Below are 15,720 nucleotides of genomic sequence, written 5' to 3' on the forward strand. Positions count from 1 at the left end.
CGTTGCGCCGGCGAGTGAGCAATCACCATTGTCCGAATGCGTCCGCCTTGAACAACTTTCAACACACTAAATAGCAACAGACCAGGTAATCCCTGGCCTGCTTTATTCTTAGTCATACAGATGGCAGCGCACCTTATGCCCATTTCCCATATCTTTTACCTCAGGCACCTGATTCTTACAAATCTCCATGCACTTCCGGCATCTGGTATGGAACTTACATCCCTTAGGCGGATTCGCAGGGGATGGAATATTTCCCTCCAGAATGATACGGTTTCTCTTCAGATCCGGATCCGGCATAGGAATTGCAGAGAACAGAGCCTCTGTGTACGGATGAAGAGGATTTGCAAAAATATCTGATGTGGTACCAGTCTCCACAAGACCTCCCAGATACATAACGCCGATGGTATCGGAAATATGCTCTACAACGGAAAGATCATGAGAGATAAACAGATAAGTCAGATTTCTCTTCTCCTGAAGTTCCTTTAACAAGTTAATGATCTGAGCCTGTACGGAAACATCAAGCGCGGAAACCGGCTCGTCACACACAACGAACTCCGGATTCAATGCAAGTGCTCTCGCAATACAGATACGCTGTCTCTGTCCACCAGAGAACTCATGAGGATAACGGTCTTTATGATAAGACTGAAGTCCACAGTCATCCATGATCTTGGTCACATAATCTGCATATTCAGACTTAGGAACCAGGTTATGCTCTCTTACAGCTTCCCCGATGATCTCGCCAACCGGCAGTCTTGGGGAAAGGGAAGAATATGGATCCTGGAAAATGATCTGCATCTTGGTACGCATATCGCGCATTTCTCTATTGGAAAGACCGTAAACATCTTTTCCGTTGAAGAGAACCTGTCCGTCTGTTTTCTCAATCAGTCTTAAGATGGTTCTTCCTGTGGTAGATTTACCACATCCGGACTCTCCAACCAGACCCATTGTGGTTCCTCTCTTTAATGTGAAAGAAACGTCATCAACTGCTTTTACAGCTCCAACCTGCTTACCGAACATTCCACCCTTGATTGGGAAATATTTCTTAAGATGGGATACCTCCAGAATGTTATCGGACTGCTGATTCTTTGCATTTTCTGCTGTCTTATTCTCACTCATGAGTTTTTCCCCCTTCCCCTGGATGAACATTTGCCAGCCATCCTGCTTCCGGACGGTCTGCATAGCGGTAACAGCTTACTTCATGTGTAGGACTTAATTTAATCACGCCTGGATAGCTTCCCTGACACTTGTCACAGCTAAGCTCACAACGGTCACGGAAATAACAGTAATCCGGCATATCAATAGGGTTTGGAACCTTACCTGGAATACTGTAAAGCTTGTCAACCTTTTTGCCTACAACCGGTTTTGAACGCATAAGTCCAATGGTGTATGGATGAGACGGGTTCTTGAAGATCTCACTTGCAGTACCTTTTTCAACTACACGACCGGCATACATAACAACTACATAATCTGCCATCTCTGCAATAACCCCCAGGTCATGCGTAATCAGCATAATGGAAGAATTGATCTTATCTTTCAAGTTGCGCATCAGATCCAGGATCTGGGCCTGAATGGTAACATCAAGAGCTGTGGTAGGCTCATCAGCGATGATCAGTCTTGGATTACATGCAAGACCGATTGCGATACATACACGCTGACGCATACCACCGGAAAGCTCATGAGGATACATTTTATAAACGCCCTCACTGTTGGCGATTCCAACCAGCTTCAGCATTTCGATGGTTCTGGCCTTTACCTGCTCTTTGCTCATATCCGGATTGTGAAGCTTGGTGATCTCATCAACCTGCTCTCCAATGCGGAATACCGGGTTCAGTGCAGTCATAGGCTCCTGGAAAATCATGGAAAGCTCATTTCCGCGAAGCTTCTGCATTTCACTTGTAGGAGTGTTTACAATGTTGTAAACCTTGTCTCCGGTATTAAAACGGATTTCTCCTTCTACTGTCTGTCCCTGAGGACGCTGTACCAGCTGCATAAGGGAAAGGCTTGTTACAGACTTTCCACAACCAGACTCTCCAACAACACCAACTGTTTTTCCCTGAGGAATTTCAAAGCTTACACCATCCACGGCTTTAACCGTTCCGATATCTGTAAAGAAATAAGTATGAACATTGTCAAACTCAACTACGTTTTCCGGATTCTTCATGGTAGTGATATACTCTGACTCCGGAATATTCTTTCTGTTTCTCTTCTTCTCTATCTCATTGGTGATCTTTCGATTCTCTTTGGAGATTCTTTTGGTTTCCTTAGCTGAGATATAGTTTGCGTTTTTCTTACCAAATAATGCCATATTCGCACCTACCGTTTCATTTTCGGGTCAAATGCATCACGAAGACCATCACCCACAAAGTTAAATCCAAGAACGGTCAGCAGGATCAAAAATCCGGCCGGGATCCATACGAACCAGAAGTTGGTCAGTACGTATACATCATTTACCGCATTTACAATGTTACCCCAGGAAGCATATGGGAACTTAACACCGATTCCAAGGAAGCTAAGAGTTGCCTCCATCAGAATAACATCACCAAGTCCCATTGTTGCAATAACGATCAGCTGTGGGATAACGTTAGGGATCAGGTGGCGGAAAATACGTCTGGACACACGAACACCTGTCGCTTCTGTTGCAACCATGAACTCCTGCTCACGAAGGGAGAGGATCTGTCCACGTACCATACGGGCAATGCTTGGCCATCCCACGATACCCAGGATCGCACAAAGTGCATAAATACGGATTCGCGGATCGATCTTGTAATAATCCATAACAGAACCGATGATAATGTACAGCGGCATTGCTGGGATACAGATAACAACATCAACCACACGCATGAGAATGGTATCTACCCATCCTCCAAAATAACCGGAAATACCACCGATGAGAATACCGATGATACCTTCGATAATGATAACAACGAAACCGATCATCAGGGAGATACGTCCGCCATACATCAGTCTGGTAAGCATATCCATACCGTTTCCGTCAGTTCCTACCAAGTGCTTCTTACTTGGAGCTGCATAGGTATCGTTGACAGTAGTCTCTTTCTGGTTACGGACTACATACTGTGTATTCTTTGTCTGAAGCTGATAGGTCTCCTCCTCACCATTCTCATTGAGAGCGGTAAATGTGGAGGCTTTCTCTGTGATTGCCTGCTCCACTGCCTCTTTAAAAGAAAGGGAAAGGAATACACCGTTTGCCTGCGGGGATACCAGAAGACCGGAAACTGTTGCATAAACCTCGCCGTCTTTGGTGATCTCTGTAGCAGTCTCACCTTCTAAAGTGCTCATCTCATACTTTACGCCATCGCACTCAAAAGAAGACTCGCCATTTTCCAGGGCATCCAGTGCAAGCTGCTGGAATTCAAATCCAAGCTGTGCATCGCTGGTGGCTGCGCTGAAGACCTTCTTTGTTGCAAAAGCAACTTCTCCGGAAATGGTGATCAGATTCTCACGTCCGGACTTCTCAATGGAATAAGTAATGCCGTCCACCTCAAAGGTATCTTCATCATTACTTACTGCTTCTTCATAGCCTTCTTTGATGTCATCTGTTACTTCTGCATCTCCAGCCGGTTTATAGGTGGATTTGCCTTTCAGGGTAAGAACTGTGGCAACCGGCTCTGCGGAGTAAATCGCCCAGTATTCTTCGCCTTTATTTTCAAGTCCGTAAGTTACACCATCTGCCTCAAAAGTCGCATCCCCTTTGTTGGTTGCAAGAATGAACTTCTGCTGTCCGGCTGCCGGGAACTCGCTTCCGTCTGCTGTTTCAAAAATATATGCTTTATTATAGGTAGCTCCTGCATAATCCTTCCATACGTGGTCGGTTTTACGGAACACCTGGCTCTCACCATAGGGACTGACCATACCTCCAATGAATGAGAACACAAACATTGTTACCAGAATTACAAGTCCTGCCACAGCCAGCTTATTGCGGAAAAATCTCTTGGCAACAAGCATTCCAGGGGAGAGGACTTTTACACGCTGCTCATCATCCAGTGCCTGGGAGGTACTGACATGATCGTCTTTTTTCTTTGTTGGATCTGTACTCATGTTTTTCCTCCTAATTTACTCGTACCCTTGGATCTGCCACAGCGTACAGGATGTCTGCGATCAGATTGCCGGTCAATGTAAGAAATGCCAGAAATACCATATAGAACATGGTAAACGGAATATCACCCTGGGTCAGTGCCTGATAGGATGTGTATCCGATTCCCGGGATCTGGAACAAAGTCTCTGTGATCATGGCTCCGCCAAACAGGTTTGGAAGTGTACTTCCAAGGATGGTGATGATCGGAATCAGAGTATTTCGGAACGCATGGTGATAGACCACCTTCTTCTCCGGTACACCCTTAGCTCTTGCAGTACGGATGTAGTCTGCATTTAATACCTCCAGCATGTTGGTTCTGGTGTAACGCATCAGGGAACCAACGCTGACGATGGTCAGGGTGATCACCGGAAGGATCAGATGCTGCGCCATATCCAGTACCTTTCCAACGCTGCCGTAAGACTCATGCATACGGCTTACAATACCATACAGGTCCACCCATTTCAGATTGATGGAGAAGATCCATTTCAAAATAGTGGCAAAGAAGAAAGACGGCAGGGAAATACCGATGAGGGCAAACACTGTCACCGCATAGTCTACTTTGCTGTACTGCTTGGTGGCCGATATGATTCCCAGAGGGATTGCAATGATGATCTCCAACAGGAACGAGGCCAGCGCCAGTACAAAGGAATACCAGATTACACTGGAGAATTTCTTGGTTACCGGCTGATGGAAGATCCAGGATTCTCCAAACTCACCGTGAAGTGCTTTTCCAAGCCATACAAAATATCCTTCCAGGACCGGCTTATCCAGTCCATAGGAGGCATTTAATTCCGCAACCAGCTCATCATAAGGCTTAGCGCCCTGTTTCATGGACATGTCGCGGGCTCTTCCTTCTACATAAGAGGTAGGAAGGCTTCTCTCAATTGAGTAAATGATCATGGAAACGAAGAACAGAATCATCGCTCCCAGAAGTACACGACGTACAATAAATTTCTTCATTTAGTTTATCTGTCCTTTCCAGTATCAGGGTAAGAAGTTCTGACTGTGATGTTCTTACTGGCAGTGTGTCCTGCCGGTTCTGGCTGTATGCAATGCCCCGGCACACATCAGTACCCAAGGCATACTGCCAGTAAGGCAGTGGGCTCACTTGTTAGGGTGAGCCCACTGCACTAGTCTGACTTCTTCAGTTTATACCTTTAGTTCATCTCGATGTTCTCGATATCTTTATACCAATAATAGAATGTAGAAACATCTTTTGTAAAGGTATCTGCATTTACACGCTCAGGGCTGTAGATAATGCAGTTCTGTCTCTGATATACCGGAATCTCAACTGCCCAGTCAAGAATGATATCCAGGCACTGTTTGTAAACAGATTTTCTGTATTCCTGATCTGCGGAAGAACGAGCGTCGATAATATCCTGATCCAGTGTAGCGTCATTGATGTGGTAGTAGTTACTCTTTACGCTCTCGCTGTGGTATGTCTGATACATATCAGGATCGATTGTTGCCTGCCATGCAGCTGCCCACATTTCTGCTGTACCTGCATTTAAAGCATCCCACATGATGTTAGAGTCTGTAACGTCATTGATCTCAAGTGTGAATCCGATGGACTCAAGTGCTGCCTTAGCATCTGTAAGGATTGCAAAGCTTGGGTGATCTCCACTTCCGTCAGCGCCGATGATGATCTCATAGGACATCTTAGCACCTTCCGGAGCTGCTGTTACTTTGCCATCTTCTACAGTGTAGCCAGCTGCCTCAAGGTAGCCAAGAGCTGCCTGTGTAGCTGCTGCAAATTTCTCATCATCAGACATGTCGTCTGTGTAAAGCGGATTTCCGTCAACATCTACAGAGTAAGCTGCCTTATAATCTGCATCAGATTTCTGAGGAGCTGCCCAGGATGTATTGGAGATCGGGTAGTTGATTACGGAAGCAGCATCGCCATAGTAGGAATCGATTGCTACGTCACGATATACAGCAAATACAGTTGCAATTGCTTTTCTTAAATCCTTGGATGCATCAGAGCTTCCATCATCACCAACTTTTACAGTGTTAGAGTTGATACCGATGTATCCATATCCAAGGTTGTCTGTTGCGTTAACCATGATCTTGTCGCCATCAAGCTCGCCGTTGCTGTTGATGCTCTTGATCTGGTCAAATGCAGATTTGCTTCCGGATGGATCGGAAAGGTCGATTGTACCCTGCTCAACACCGGCAATCTTATCTGCGTCGGAAGTCTCTCTCCACTGAAGGTACTTGATCTTAGGAGCACCTTTGTAGTAGTTCTCGTTTGCTTCCAGATATACGGTCTTGTTCTCATATTTCACAAATTTGTAAGGACCTGCACCAAGTGGCTGGTTTGCTTTGTCACGTACTGCGGAAAGGTCGCCTCTTGTGAAACCGAACTGATTGTTGTCATAGTCATAAAGAGAAGCATCACCATAGTAATGCATTGGCTCAACGATTACGCCAAGATTGTAGATTGTAGTAGCAGAGAATCCGTCTGTTGTGATCTCAACTTCGTAATCGCCAAGTTTCTTGATTCCTTCGATGTTAGCAACTTCCTCGCCCTCACCTGCAGCAGTTTTCTGCTCTACCAGGTATTCCTGTGCAATTGTTGTAGCATCTTCATTGAAATATTCCTCATCGCCGTATGCAGTTGCAAGAGCTACATAATCTGTACCATACTGGTCAGCGATCTCATTAATGATTGTATCCTGGTCTTTGCCGTCTACGCTGTAGCCGTCTTCGGTAGCGTAGAGCATTGCGAAGAATTCGTCACCGCTTGCAACACCGTAAGCGTCTGCGTAATCTTCCCATGAAGTCTGTGCCCAGTCATACTCAGAGGTAAGAAGCGGAACGATCAGGTCAGATTTCACCTTCTCTGCTACTTCGTCTGGCATGTCAGCTAATACATTTGCAACATCCTCATCTGTGATAGAGTCTGCTGCTGTGGAATTCAGACGGTAGTTCTTCATACCTTTGATATTGGTGGAATACAGAGTTGCATTTCCATCATAATCAGTATCTGAATATACATATAATGTGAAAATAAGGTCATCTGCGGTAAGCGGCTCACCATCAGAGAATTTTACATCATCGCGAAGTTTGATGTCATAAACAGTCTCATCCTCGCCCTGTGTAACTGTAATATCAGAAAGTCCTGTGTAAGTATACTCTGTTCCGTTATACTCAGTAGTCTCTCCCTCAATACCATTGTAGATAACAGCACCTGCGCGGTCGTTATCAAACAGATATGCTCCTACGATATCGGAGATCTGCTGATCCGGAACTGCTTCTGCGAACATTCCACAGAATTTCTCGGAGAAGTTGGTCTGTCCAACAACCAGCGGTGTATCGGAAGAACCTCCCTCAGTCTCTTCTGCTGCATCAGCTGTGTCTTCTGCAGCGTCTGCATCCTCAGCAAAAACAGGAACACTCACTGTTGATGCTGCCATGACACCTGTTAATAACAGGGCCATTAACTTCTTCTTGCTCATATCTTATCCTCCTTTTTTAAGATATTTTATTGTAACTATTCATCAGAGCCTGTTGGAGACTCCTGAGGCCAGCTACTACAGACAACCTGAAAATTTGTTGTCTTATACCTCTCTATTTTACCATGTTTTATTACATGTGCAATAGCTATATGGCGAAATATGTCTGGAATTTTGTCCATAATTGTCAAAAACTGAAAGATTTTTACTCAAAATTTGTAAATTTCGCTTTAATCTGCCAGTTTTGCGCAGTACTAACACTTCCCAGTGCTAAAATCATCACAGCGGCTGCCTCGAATAATAGTTCCCTTGTAAAAATAAGATTTTCGAAATCTTTTAACAAAAAAATCAGGTTTGCCACGCTTGTAAAAAGTCCCAGTACCGTGATGGCAATGCTGCACCTTACCGGACGCCGCACCCCTTTTTCATACTGTGCACAGGTCATATGCCCTATATGCTTTTCCGGGATTACCACCTGTGAGTGAGCTTTTCCCTCCTGCTGTCTGCAAAAAAGAAATAAGGAAGCACCTCCCATGATTCCATAGGAAACAGGGAATACTACCACCATATAGGGAAGCAATATCCAGAAGATCCTGCTTCCTTCATTGTTCAGCATCAGGCTGGCAAAATAGATCACAAGGGCGGCTGCCATAAGAACTGTATTGTTAAGGGCATGTCTTTTCAGCTCCTTCACTGACAGGCTGCTGCCATACCATTTTCCGGTATATTCAAATTTTTCCCCTCTCTGGCGGTAATCATTCCCATATTTTTTCACAATTCTTCCTCAACTTTCCTGTGAGTTCCCAATCTATTACCTGAAAGTGCTTTTCCTTCTCACAGTCTTTGCCTGATGACTCAACCCAGCTTCTTATCCAGCTCATCCACAATCTTCTGAATGCAGCCATCTGTAAATGGAACTGTAAGTCCCACCTGTTTCAGCATGGACGGATAGAAATCACTTGCAGAAAGCCGGCAAAGCTTCATATAATCAGCCCACGCAGCGTCATGATCTTTCTCCATGCGGATCTTAAACTGGAATGCACAAAGCTGTGCAAGTACATAATCAATATAGTAGAAAGGCATCTCAAAAATGTGGTGCTGTCTCTGCCAGTAGCCGCCTTCTTCCATAAACCTGCAGCCAGTGGAATCCATATATGGGCGGTACTCCTGCTCCAGCCTGTTCCATGCATCACGTCGCTCCTTAGGTGTAAGCTCCGGATTGCCGTATACAATGTGCTGGAATTCATCCACCATTGTTCCATAAGGAATAAAGTCGATGGCATCCTCAAGATGCATCTTGCGGTAATCATCGCCTCTTTCCCCGAAGAAAAGCTCGATCCATGGTTCCGCAAAGAATTCCATGGACATGGAATGGATTTCTGCTGTCTCCATGGTCAGATACCTGGAGTGATCGGTGATTGGATCCTTGCAGGATACATAACTCTGAAATGCATGTCCACACTCATGTGTGATTACATCCACGTCACCACTGGTTCCGTTAAAGTTTGCAAAAATAAACGGTACACCATAATCCGGAAGCTCCGTCATGTAACCACCGGTAGCCTTATTCTTACGTCCGAATACATCAAAAAGCTCATTCTCCATCATCATGTTGAAGAAATCCCTTGTCTCATCAGACATCTCCGTGTACATTTTGCGGCCGCTCTCAAGAATCTCCTCAGGAGTACCGATCGGCGCCGGATCTCCCTGTGGGAAATAAACACCCATATCATAATACCGAAGTGCATCTGCCCCAAGGCGTGCCTGACGGTTCTTGTGCATTCTGGAAGCTAACGGTACAAATACAGTCTTAATCTGCTCGCGAAGCTTCTGTACATCTTCCTTGGTATAAGAATTACGATTCATGCGGCAGTAGCCCATATCAATGTAATTCTCAAAGCCCAGCATCTGTGCCTGTCTGGTGCGGTTCTTCACCATCAGATCGTAGATTTCATCAAGCTCAGCCTGGTTCTCCTCAAAGAAGCCTGAAAAAGCATCCCATGCTTTCTTACGGGTATTCCGATCCTGGGAGCGCATATATTTACGCATAAGGGAAAGGTTCAGTTCTTCTCCTTCCCACATGATCTTGGCAGAAGCGATCAGCTTGCTGTAACGGGAAGCAAGGGCATTCTCCTCCTGCATCAGCGGAATCAGACTGTCATCGAAAGATTTCATCTCCAGTTCCATGGACTTAAATGCAACCGGTCCGATTTTCTCTTCCATATACTGACGATATGGAGTGGCAAAAAGTACTTTCTTATACTCATTTGTCACTGCGTTCAGTTCCGGGAGCTTCTCATCATAGTAGCTCTTCTCGCCGTCATAAAACTCATTTGTCACATCTCCATCCCTGCGGATATGGGCGATGGTGTAAAGAGTTCTCACGTGATCCATCAGCTTGTTAAATTCCTGATGAATCTCGAACTGCTCTTCTCCGCTCTTCGCAGAAGATGCGCGCTGGATAATCTCCTGTGCCTGTGCAATTACAGCTGGAAAATCCACACGAGTGTAAGGCATTTCTGAAAATTTCATCTCGTTCCTCCTTTATAGACACAAATGGGCGGACAAACTTCCTAAAGCTTATCTTCAGAATGCTGTCCGTCCATTGTCGCGTATTATTTACTATATCATAATCACATCTAAATTAAAAGGCTTAAATTTATAAAAAATGTTAATCAAAGAACATTATGACGTTGAAAGTGTGTTTTGCCAAATCTTCAGATTTTATTCAGCTACGCCTTCTTCTCCTTCTTCTACGATTTCCAGATCATCAAGCGTGTCATCTTCTTTGGATTCCTCTTCATCATACTCTTCTGGTGTATATGGAGTTTCTGTCACGTTTGCCTTTTCCAGAAGAAGCTCTGTTACCTTGCTCTCATAAAGGGCATTTACAAGCGTTTCCCGTGTATAAAGAGTCTCAAAATCAGCAGGACTCTCGCCATAGTAGTCAGCATACTCATTCACATAATTCACGTATTCATCTTCTGTTACCTCAATATTATTGGCTTCGGCATATGCACTGATGAAGAGGCGGCGGTTTACAAGATTTTTGGCTTCTTCTGCAATATCATCCTCTGTAACCCCGAACATATCCAGTACATCATTTACATCTCCGTCTTCCTCTACAAACATGGAATAACCGGAGAGTGCCTCTTCCCTGCATGCCTCAAACAGGTCGTCCGGATATTCTCCCGTAAACTCTGTACGTGCCAGGCAGGCAGAAATCAGATCTTCTGTCTCATCATAAGTACTCTGTTCCTCATAGGACTGCTCCAGATATTCTTTTACAGAAGCCTCATATTCTTCCTTCGTGTCATACCCGGTATAATTCTTCACATAATCCTCATCATATTCCGGAGTATCGGAAGCTGTAACATCTGTTATCTCCACTGAAAAGTCAACGGTTTTTCCCTGCCAGTCTTCCTGCCAGGTATCATCTCCGTACGTGATGCTGAAATCCAGTTTATCTCCAGTGGAAACACCTGTCAGCTTCTGGTCAAATTCTGCACCAAATTCTTCCTGTCCCAAGGTGATAAAAGTCTCTTCCGGCTCAGCAGCTTCCTCACCCTCCACAGTGGCAGTAAGATTCATATATACAATATTTCCGTCCTCGGAAGGTGCATTGGTAGACTGCTCATCACTGGCATCTGCCAGCTCTTCCTGGATCTCATCCTGTACCATATCGTCTGTGATCTCATAGGTATACCTGGTAACCTCTACACCATCATAATCTCCAAGAGTCACATAATCAGAAGCATTCTGAACCAGATATTCAGAAGGAGTAATGGGATCAAGAGCTGCTTCTTCCTCTGCATCATCTGCATCGATCACTTCATTATTCTCTACATCCTGTGAAAATTCAGGATCCAGTTCTTCTCCATCTTCATCCGGATCAGCAGCTGTCAGATCATCCTCTGCTGTGCTCTCCTGGGTAGTATTGTCCGTGTTTTTCTGCTGAGAAGCATTATCTCCACAGCCTGCAAATACTGTCATAGCTGCCAATGCAGCAAAAACATATCTTTTTTTCATATTTTTATTCCTTTCTGATAACTGTAAAGGTATGAACCAGCTATCCATTCTATATTTCGCATGTCATTTAATAATAATATAACATTTTCGAAATATTTTGTAAACTTTCTTTTCCTATGGACACTTATTTTGTTACTGTTCACTTCGTTCACAGTAACGCGCTTCGCGATGCACAGAAATCATGCAAAGCATGATTTCGCGCCGCAATTCTCGGTTTTTCTGTGAACTTTGTTCACAAAAAACACCTCGCGGAACGCTACCAGTGAACAGTAACCTTTTTTTCGCAATTCGTATTACCGTTTGAAGGATAAAAAAATCCTCTGCTTATGTTGCACTATACAGCATAAGCAGAGAATTCTGAAATTTCAATATTATATCAAACCAATCCCTGTTATCTTTCCTCTCGGAAGTAGGAAAGTCCAAGACTCTCCGGAGGCTGATTTTCTTTCTTCTTTCGGAAGCTTACTACAACCAGCACGATAATCGTAACCACATAAGGAACCATCTGGATCAGGTCTGTGACATAGCTTGCAACCTTGATTCCAAGAATACTTGGAAGGAACTGATACAACCAGTAGAGCATACCAAAAAGATAAGCGCCCCAGATACAGTTCAGAGGTTTCCATGTGGTAAATATAACCAGTGCAACAGCCAGCCAGCCAAGAGCTTCTATCTGTCCCGTTGTCGCCCAGATGCCCTGATTATAATCCAGAACGTAATATAAGCCGCCGATTCCGGAAAGGCCGGCACCAATACAGGTTGCCAGATATTTATATTTGGTTACATTGATTCCGGCTGCATCTGCAGTTCCCGGATTTTCACCTACAGCCCGAAGATTCAGACCTACTCTTGTTTTGTTCAGCACATAATGCAGAACAACAGCAATAATGATTGCCGCATACACCAGAAAACCATAGGCAAAAACAGTTTTACTTACAATTCCCAGCTTACTGGACAGGAATGGAATCTTCTTTGAAAAAGAAGCGTATGCCAGCGGTGCTGCAGTGTAGCTTGCACCATTTAAAATAAATACACCAAAGAAATTGGCAACACCCATACCGAATGTGGTAAGTGCAAGACCGGTTACATTCTGGTTTGCACGAAGGGTAATGGTAAGGAAGCTGAAAATCAGCCCTCCCAGCATGGAGGCTGCAATTGCTGCCACAAGCGCCAGGATCACGCATATCCAACCCTTTGGATCTGCTGAATTTTTCTCGTAAAAATAGGAGCTGGCGAAGCCAGCAAAGCCGCCAAGATACATAATTCCCGGAACACCAAGATTTAGGTTTCCTGATTTCTCAGTGGTGATCTCACCCATGGAACCAAACATGATAATTGTTCCAAATGGAATTGCCCTGATGATCCACGCAATCAGATTACTCATTTAGTGCACCTCCTTTTTGGAACCACGGAAAATCATCTTATAGTTGATAAAGAATTCACTTCCAAGGATAAAGAACAAGATCACGCCTTCAATAATACTTGCTGCATAATCGTTCAGACTGTATGCAGAAGCAATCTCTGCTGCACCTTTGGAAAGGAAGATCAGCAGGAAGGAGATCAAAGCCATATAAAACGTATTAAACTTTGCAAGCCATGCTACGATAATGGCGGTAAATCCGTTTCCACCTGCAGATGTGGTGGAAATGGTCTGGTCTCTTCCTGCTACGATCAGGAAACCAACCAGACCGCAGATAGCGCCGGAAATGATCATGGTACGGATGGTTACCCATTTTACATTGATTCCTGCATATCTTGCAGTGTTCTCAGATTCTCCAACAACGGTGATCTCGTATCCCTGTTTGGAATATTTCAGATAGAAGAACATGACAAACATCAGGATCACAACAATCAGAATGTTAATATTATATCTCTGTCCAAGAAACTGTGGAAACCATCCAACCTGTGTGGACATGTTCAGTTTACCAAGGCTGGAGGCTTTTCCACGAAGAATATTGGTCATGCAGGCCACAATGCTGGTTGCCACATAGTTCATCATCAGGGTAAACAGTGTTTCGTTTGTGTTCCAGTATGCCTTAAACACAGCCGGGATAAAGCCCCACAGACCGCCTGCAATCACGCTAGTAAGGAACATTACCAGGAAAAGCACTGGTGTAGGGAGACTGGCTCCGCATTTTACCATAACCATGGCTGTGGCAAGACCGCCCATCAATACCTGTCCCTCAGCGCCAATATTCCAGAAATGCATTTTAAACGCAGGGGCAAGAGCAATACCGATGCAGAGCAGGGTTACCAGATCTCGCATTGCCCAGGAAAAACGGATGCTTGTCATAAAGGTACCGTTAAACATAACTCCATATACGGATAACGGATTCAGTCCGGTTACACTGTAAATGAAAATCGCATCCACAACCAGTGCCAGTAAAATGGCAGCTGCGCGAACCCATACTTTGTAGCCGAAGCTGCTTTTGTCACGCTTTATAATTCGGACTAAGGGTTCTTTTGTTTTTACTTCACTCATTTATTTCCCCTCCTTCCGAAGATTTGTCATCAGCAGACCAACTTCTTCTTTTGTGGTTGTTCTGGCATCCAGAATGCCGTTCTCCCTGCCTCCGCAGAGAACCAAAATGCGGTCGCACAGATCAATGAGAACATCCAGATCCTCACCTACATAAACAACTGCAACACCCTCTTTTTTCTCCTCGTCCAGAAGATTATAGATTGTATAGGAGGTATTGATATCCAGACCACGTACTGCATAGGCAGTCATCAGGACAGTCGGTGCCTCTGCGATTTCGCGGCCTACCAGAACCTTCTGAACATTACCGCCGGACAGACGGGATACAGGAGTATTTAAACTTGGGGTAACAACCTCCAGCTCTTTTTTTACCTTTTCTGCCATTTTCTTCGGAGCACGCATATCGGTAATCGGAGATGGACCATTTCCATAACTCTTTAACAGCATATTTCCCGTCATACCCATGGAACCAACAAGTCCCATTCCAAGACGATCCTCTGGAACAAATGCAAGATGCACACCGGCATCCCGAATTTTCTTTGGTGTTTTGCCAACCAGCTGAAGGGGCTGGTCTTCTTTACCTTTTTCATAGAATTCAATGCTGCTGCCCTGGGCTGTAATCTGAAGTCCTGCAATGGCTTCCAGAAGTTCCTTCTGGCCATTTCCGGAAATTCCGGCTATACCAAGGATTTCTCCGCCGAAAACATCAAAGCTTACATCATCCAGCACCTTGATTTCCTCACGGTTATAAACAGTCAGATGGGAAACAGAAAGTCGTTTCACAGGATTCACAGGCGCAGAGCGTGCAATATTCAGTTCTACCTTCTTGCCAACCATCATCTCTGTAAGAGAGTTTTCTGTAGCTTCACTGGTCTCTACTGTGCCTATGTATTCCCCTTTTCGAAGGATTGCCACACGGTCAGAAATCTCCAGAACTTCGTGAAGCTTGTGCGTAATGATGATAACGGATTTGTTATCTGCTTTCATGTTTCGGATCACTTCAAAAAGCCTTGCCGTTTCCTGAGGAGTCAGAACTGCCGTAGGCTCATCCAGGATCAGGATGTTTGCTCCTCTGTAGAGAACTTTTACAATTTCCAGAGTCTGTTTCTGGGATACGCTCATCTCATAAACCTTCTGGTTTAAATCCAGGTCAAAGTGATATTTATCGCAGATAGCCTGGGCTTTTTTCTTAACCTCTTTCAGGTCAAATTTCTGTTTCTTGTCAAGACCGAGGGCAATGTTCTCAGTGGCACTGAATACATCGATCAGTTTAAAATGCTGGTGGATCATACCGATTCCCAGATCGTAGGCATCTTTCGGAGAGCGGATTTCCACTTTCCTGCCGTCTATCATGATCTCGCCGGAATCTGGAAAATAAATACCGGAGATCATATTCATAAGAGTGGTCTTGCCACTTCCGTTTTCTCCCAGAAGGGAGAGAATCTCACCTTTTTTTACGTCAAGGTTGACATTTTTGTTGGCAACAACTTTTCCAAATGTTTTGGTAACATTTTTTAATTGAATGGCATATTCCAAAGTGTTGTGCCTCCCTTCCCGTTTTATAATCAAGGCAAAACAAGCTCTTCTGGTTTTGCCTATCTTTGAAGCGTTCGCCAAAATCCCACATCCGCGTGGATTTTAACTTTCCCGCTTACGAAACAAAA

Annotated in this window: 11 protein-coding genes; all 11 read right to left on the reverse strand. The window is 44.5% G+C overall.

What is annotated here, in order from left to right; translation table 11 throughout:
* Positions 1–108: 108 nt before the first annotated feature.
* The gene (locus AB5618_RS02515; protein ID WP_368366454.1) at positions 109–1,116 is read right to left on the reverse strand and encodes an ABC transporter ATP-binding protein; all 1,008 of its coding nucleotides are present in this window, start codon (positions 1,114–1,116) and stop codon (positions 109–111) included.
* Positions 1,109–2,161: an ABC transporter ATP-binding protein gene (locus AB5618_RS02520; protein WP_334285095.1), complete on the reverse strand. Its 1,053-nt coding sequence runs from the start codon at positions 2,159–2,161 to the stop codon at positions 1,109–1,111. The genes AB5618_RS02515 and AB5618_RS02520 overlap by 8 nt, the downstream gene beginning before the upstream one ends.
* A 152-nt stretch (positions 2,162–2,313) precedes the next feature.
* Positions 2,314–4,056: an ABC transporter permease gene (locus AB5618_RS02525; protein ID WP_227198966.1), complete on the reverse strand. Its 1,743-nt coding sequence runs from the start codon at positions 4,054–4,056 to the stop codon at positions 2,314–2,316.
* 10 nt (positions 4,057–4,066) lie between these two features.
* Positions 4,067–5,053: an ABC transporter permease gene (locus AB5618_RS02530; RefSeq protein ID WP_173717951.1), complete on the reverse strand. Its 987-nt coding sequence runs from the start codon at positions 5,051–5,053 to the stop codon at positions 4,067–4,069.
* Positions 5,054–5,250: 197 nt separating this feature from the next.
* The gene (locus AB5618_RS02535; protein WP_173717950.1) at positions 5,251–7,551 is read right to left on the reverse strand and encodes an ABC transporter substrate-binding protein; all 2,301 of its coding nucleotides are present in this window, start codon (positions 7,549–7,551) and stop codon (positions 5,251–5,253) included.
* Between the two features lie 202 nt (positions 7,552–7,753).
* Positions 7,754–8,323 carry a hypothetical protein gene (locus tag AB5618_RS02540; RefSeq protein ID WP_173717949.1) on the reverse strand — a complete coding sequence of 190 codons (570 nt, stop codon included), beginning with the start codon at positions 8,321–8,323 and terminating at the stop codon, positions 7,754–7,756.
* A gap of 80 nt (positions 8,324–8,403) precedes the next feature.
* The gene (locus AB5618_RS02545) at positions 8,404–10,080 is read right to left on the reverse strand and encodes a M3 family oligoendopeptidase (protein WP_173717948.1); all 1,677 of its coding nucleotides are present in this window, start codon (positions 10,078–10,080) and stop codon (positions 8,404–8,406) included.
* A 192-nt stretch (positions 10,081–10,272) separates the two neighbouring features.
* Positions 10,273–11,577: a hypothetical protein gene (locus AB5618_RS02550; protein WP_368366455.1), complete on the reverse strand. Its 1,305-nt coding sequence runs from the start codon at positions 11,575–11,577 to the stop codon at positions 10,273–10,275.
* Between the two features lie 391 nt (positions 11,578–11,968).
* Positions 11,969–12,961 carry an ABC transporter permease gene (locus tag AB5618_RS02555; protein WP_148461206.1) on the reverse strand — a complete coding sequence of 331 codons (993 nt, stop codon included), beginning with the start codon at positions 12,959–12,961 and terminating at the stop codon, positions 11,969–11,971.
* Positions 12,962–14,059: an ABC transporter permease gene (locus AB5618_RS02560; protein WP_173717946.1), complete on the reverse strand. Its 1,098-nt coding sequence runs from the start codon at positions 14,057–14,059 to the stop codon at positions 12,962–12,964.
* On the reverse strand, positions 14,060–15,592 hold the full coding sequence (locus AB5618_RS02565) for an ABC transporter ATP-binding protein (RefSeq protein WP_173717945.1): 1,533 nt from the start codon (positions 15,590–15,592) through the stop codon (positions 14,060–14,062).
* Positions 15,593–15,720 lie beyond the last annotated feature (128 nt).

Origin of the sequence: Ruminococcus sp. J1101004sp1_RTP21198st1_B9_RTP21198_201120 (genome assembly GCF_040924245.1) — a bacterium.
In the GTDB taxonomy this organism is placed as follows: domain Bacteria; phylum Bacillota; class Clostridia; order Lachnospirales; family Lachnospiraceae; genus Blautia_A; species Blautia_A faecis.

Bases quoted from the DNA above. Each gene is read 5' to 3' on its own strand.
- AB5618_RS02520 (WP_334285095.1), bottom strand. From the start codon at position 2,161: ATGAAGAATCCGGAAAACGTAGTTGAGTTTGACAATGTTCATACTTAT.
- AB5618_RS02545 (WP_173717948.1), bottom strand. From the start codon at position 10,080: ATGAAATTTTCAGAAATGCCTTACACTCGTGTGGATTTTCCAGCTGTA.
- AB5618_RS02530 (WP_173717951.1), bottom strand. From the start codon at position 5,053: ATGAAGAAATTTATTGTACGTCGTGTACTTCTGGGAGCGATGATTCTG.
- AB5618_RS02515 (WP_368366454.1), bottom strand. From the start codon at position 1,116: ATGAGTGAGAATAAGACAGCAGAAAATGCAAAGAATCAGCAGTCCGAT.
- AB5618_RS02560 (WP_173717946.1), bottom strand. From the start codon at position 14,059: ATGAGTGAAGTAAAAACAAAAGAACCCTTAGTCCGAATTATAAAGCGT.
- AB5618_RS02535 (WP_173717950.1), bottom strand. From the start codon at position 7,551: ATGAGCAAGAAGAAGTTAATGGCCCTGTTATTAACAGGTGTCATGGCA.
- AB5618_RS02525 (WP_227198966.1), bottom strand. From the start codon at position 4,056: ATGAGTACAGATCCAACAAAGAAAAAAGACGATCATGTCAGTACCTCC.
- AB5618_RS02550 (WP_368366455.1), bottom strand. From the start codon at position 11,577: ATGAAAAAAAGATATGTTTTTGCTGCATTGGCAGCTATGACAGTATTT.
- AB5618_RS02555 (WP_148461206.1), bottom strand. From the start codon at position 12,961: ATGAGTAATCTGATTGCGTGGATCATCAGGGCAATTCCATTTGGAACA.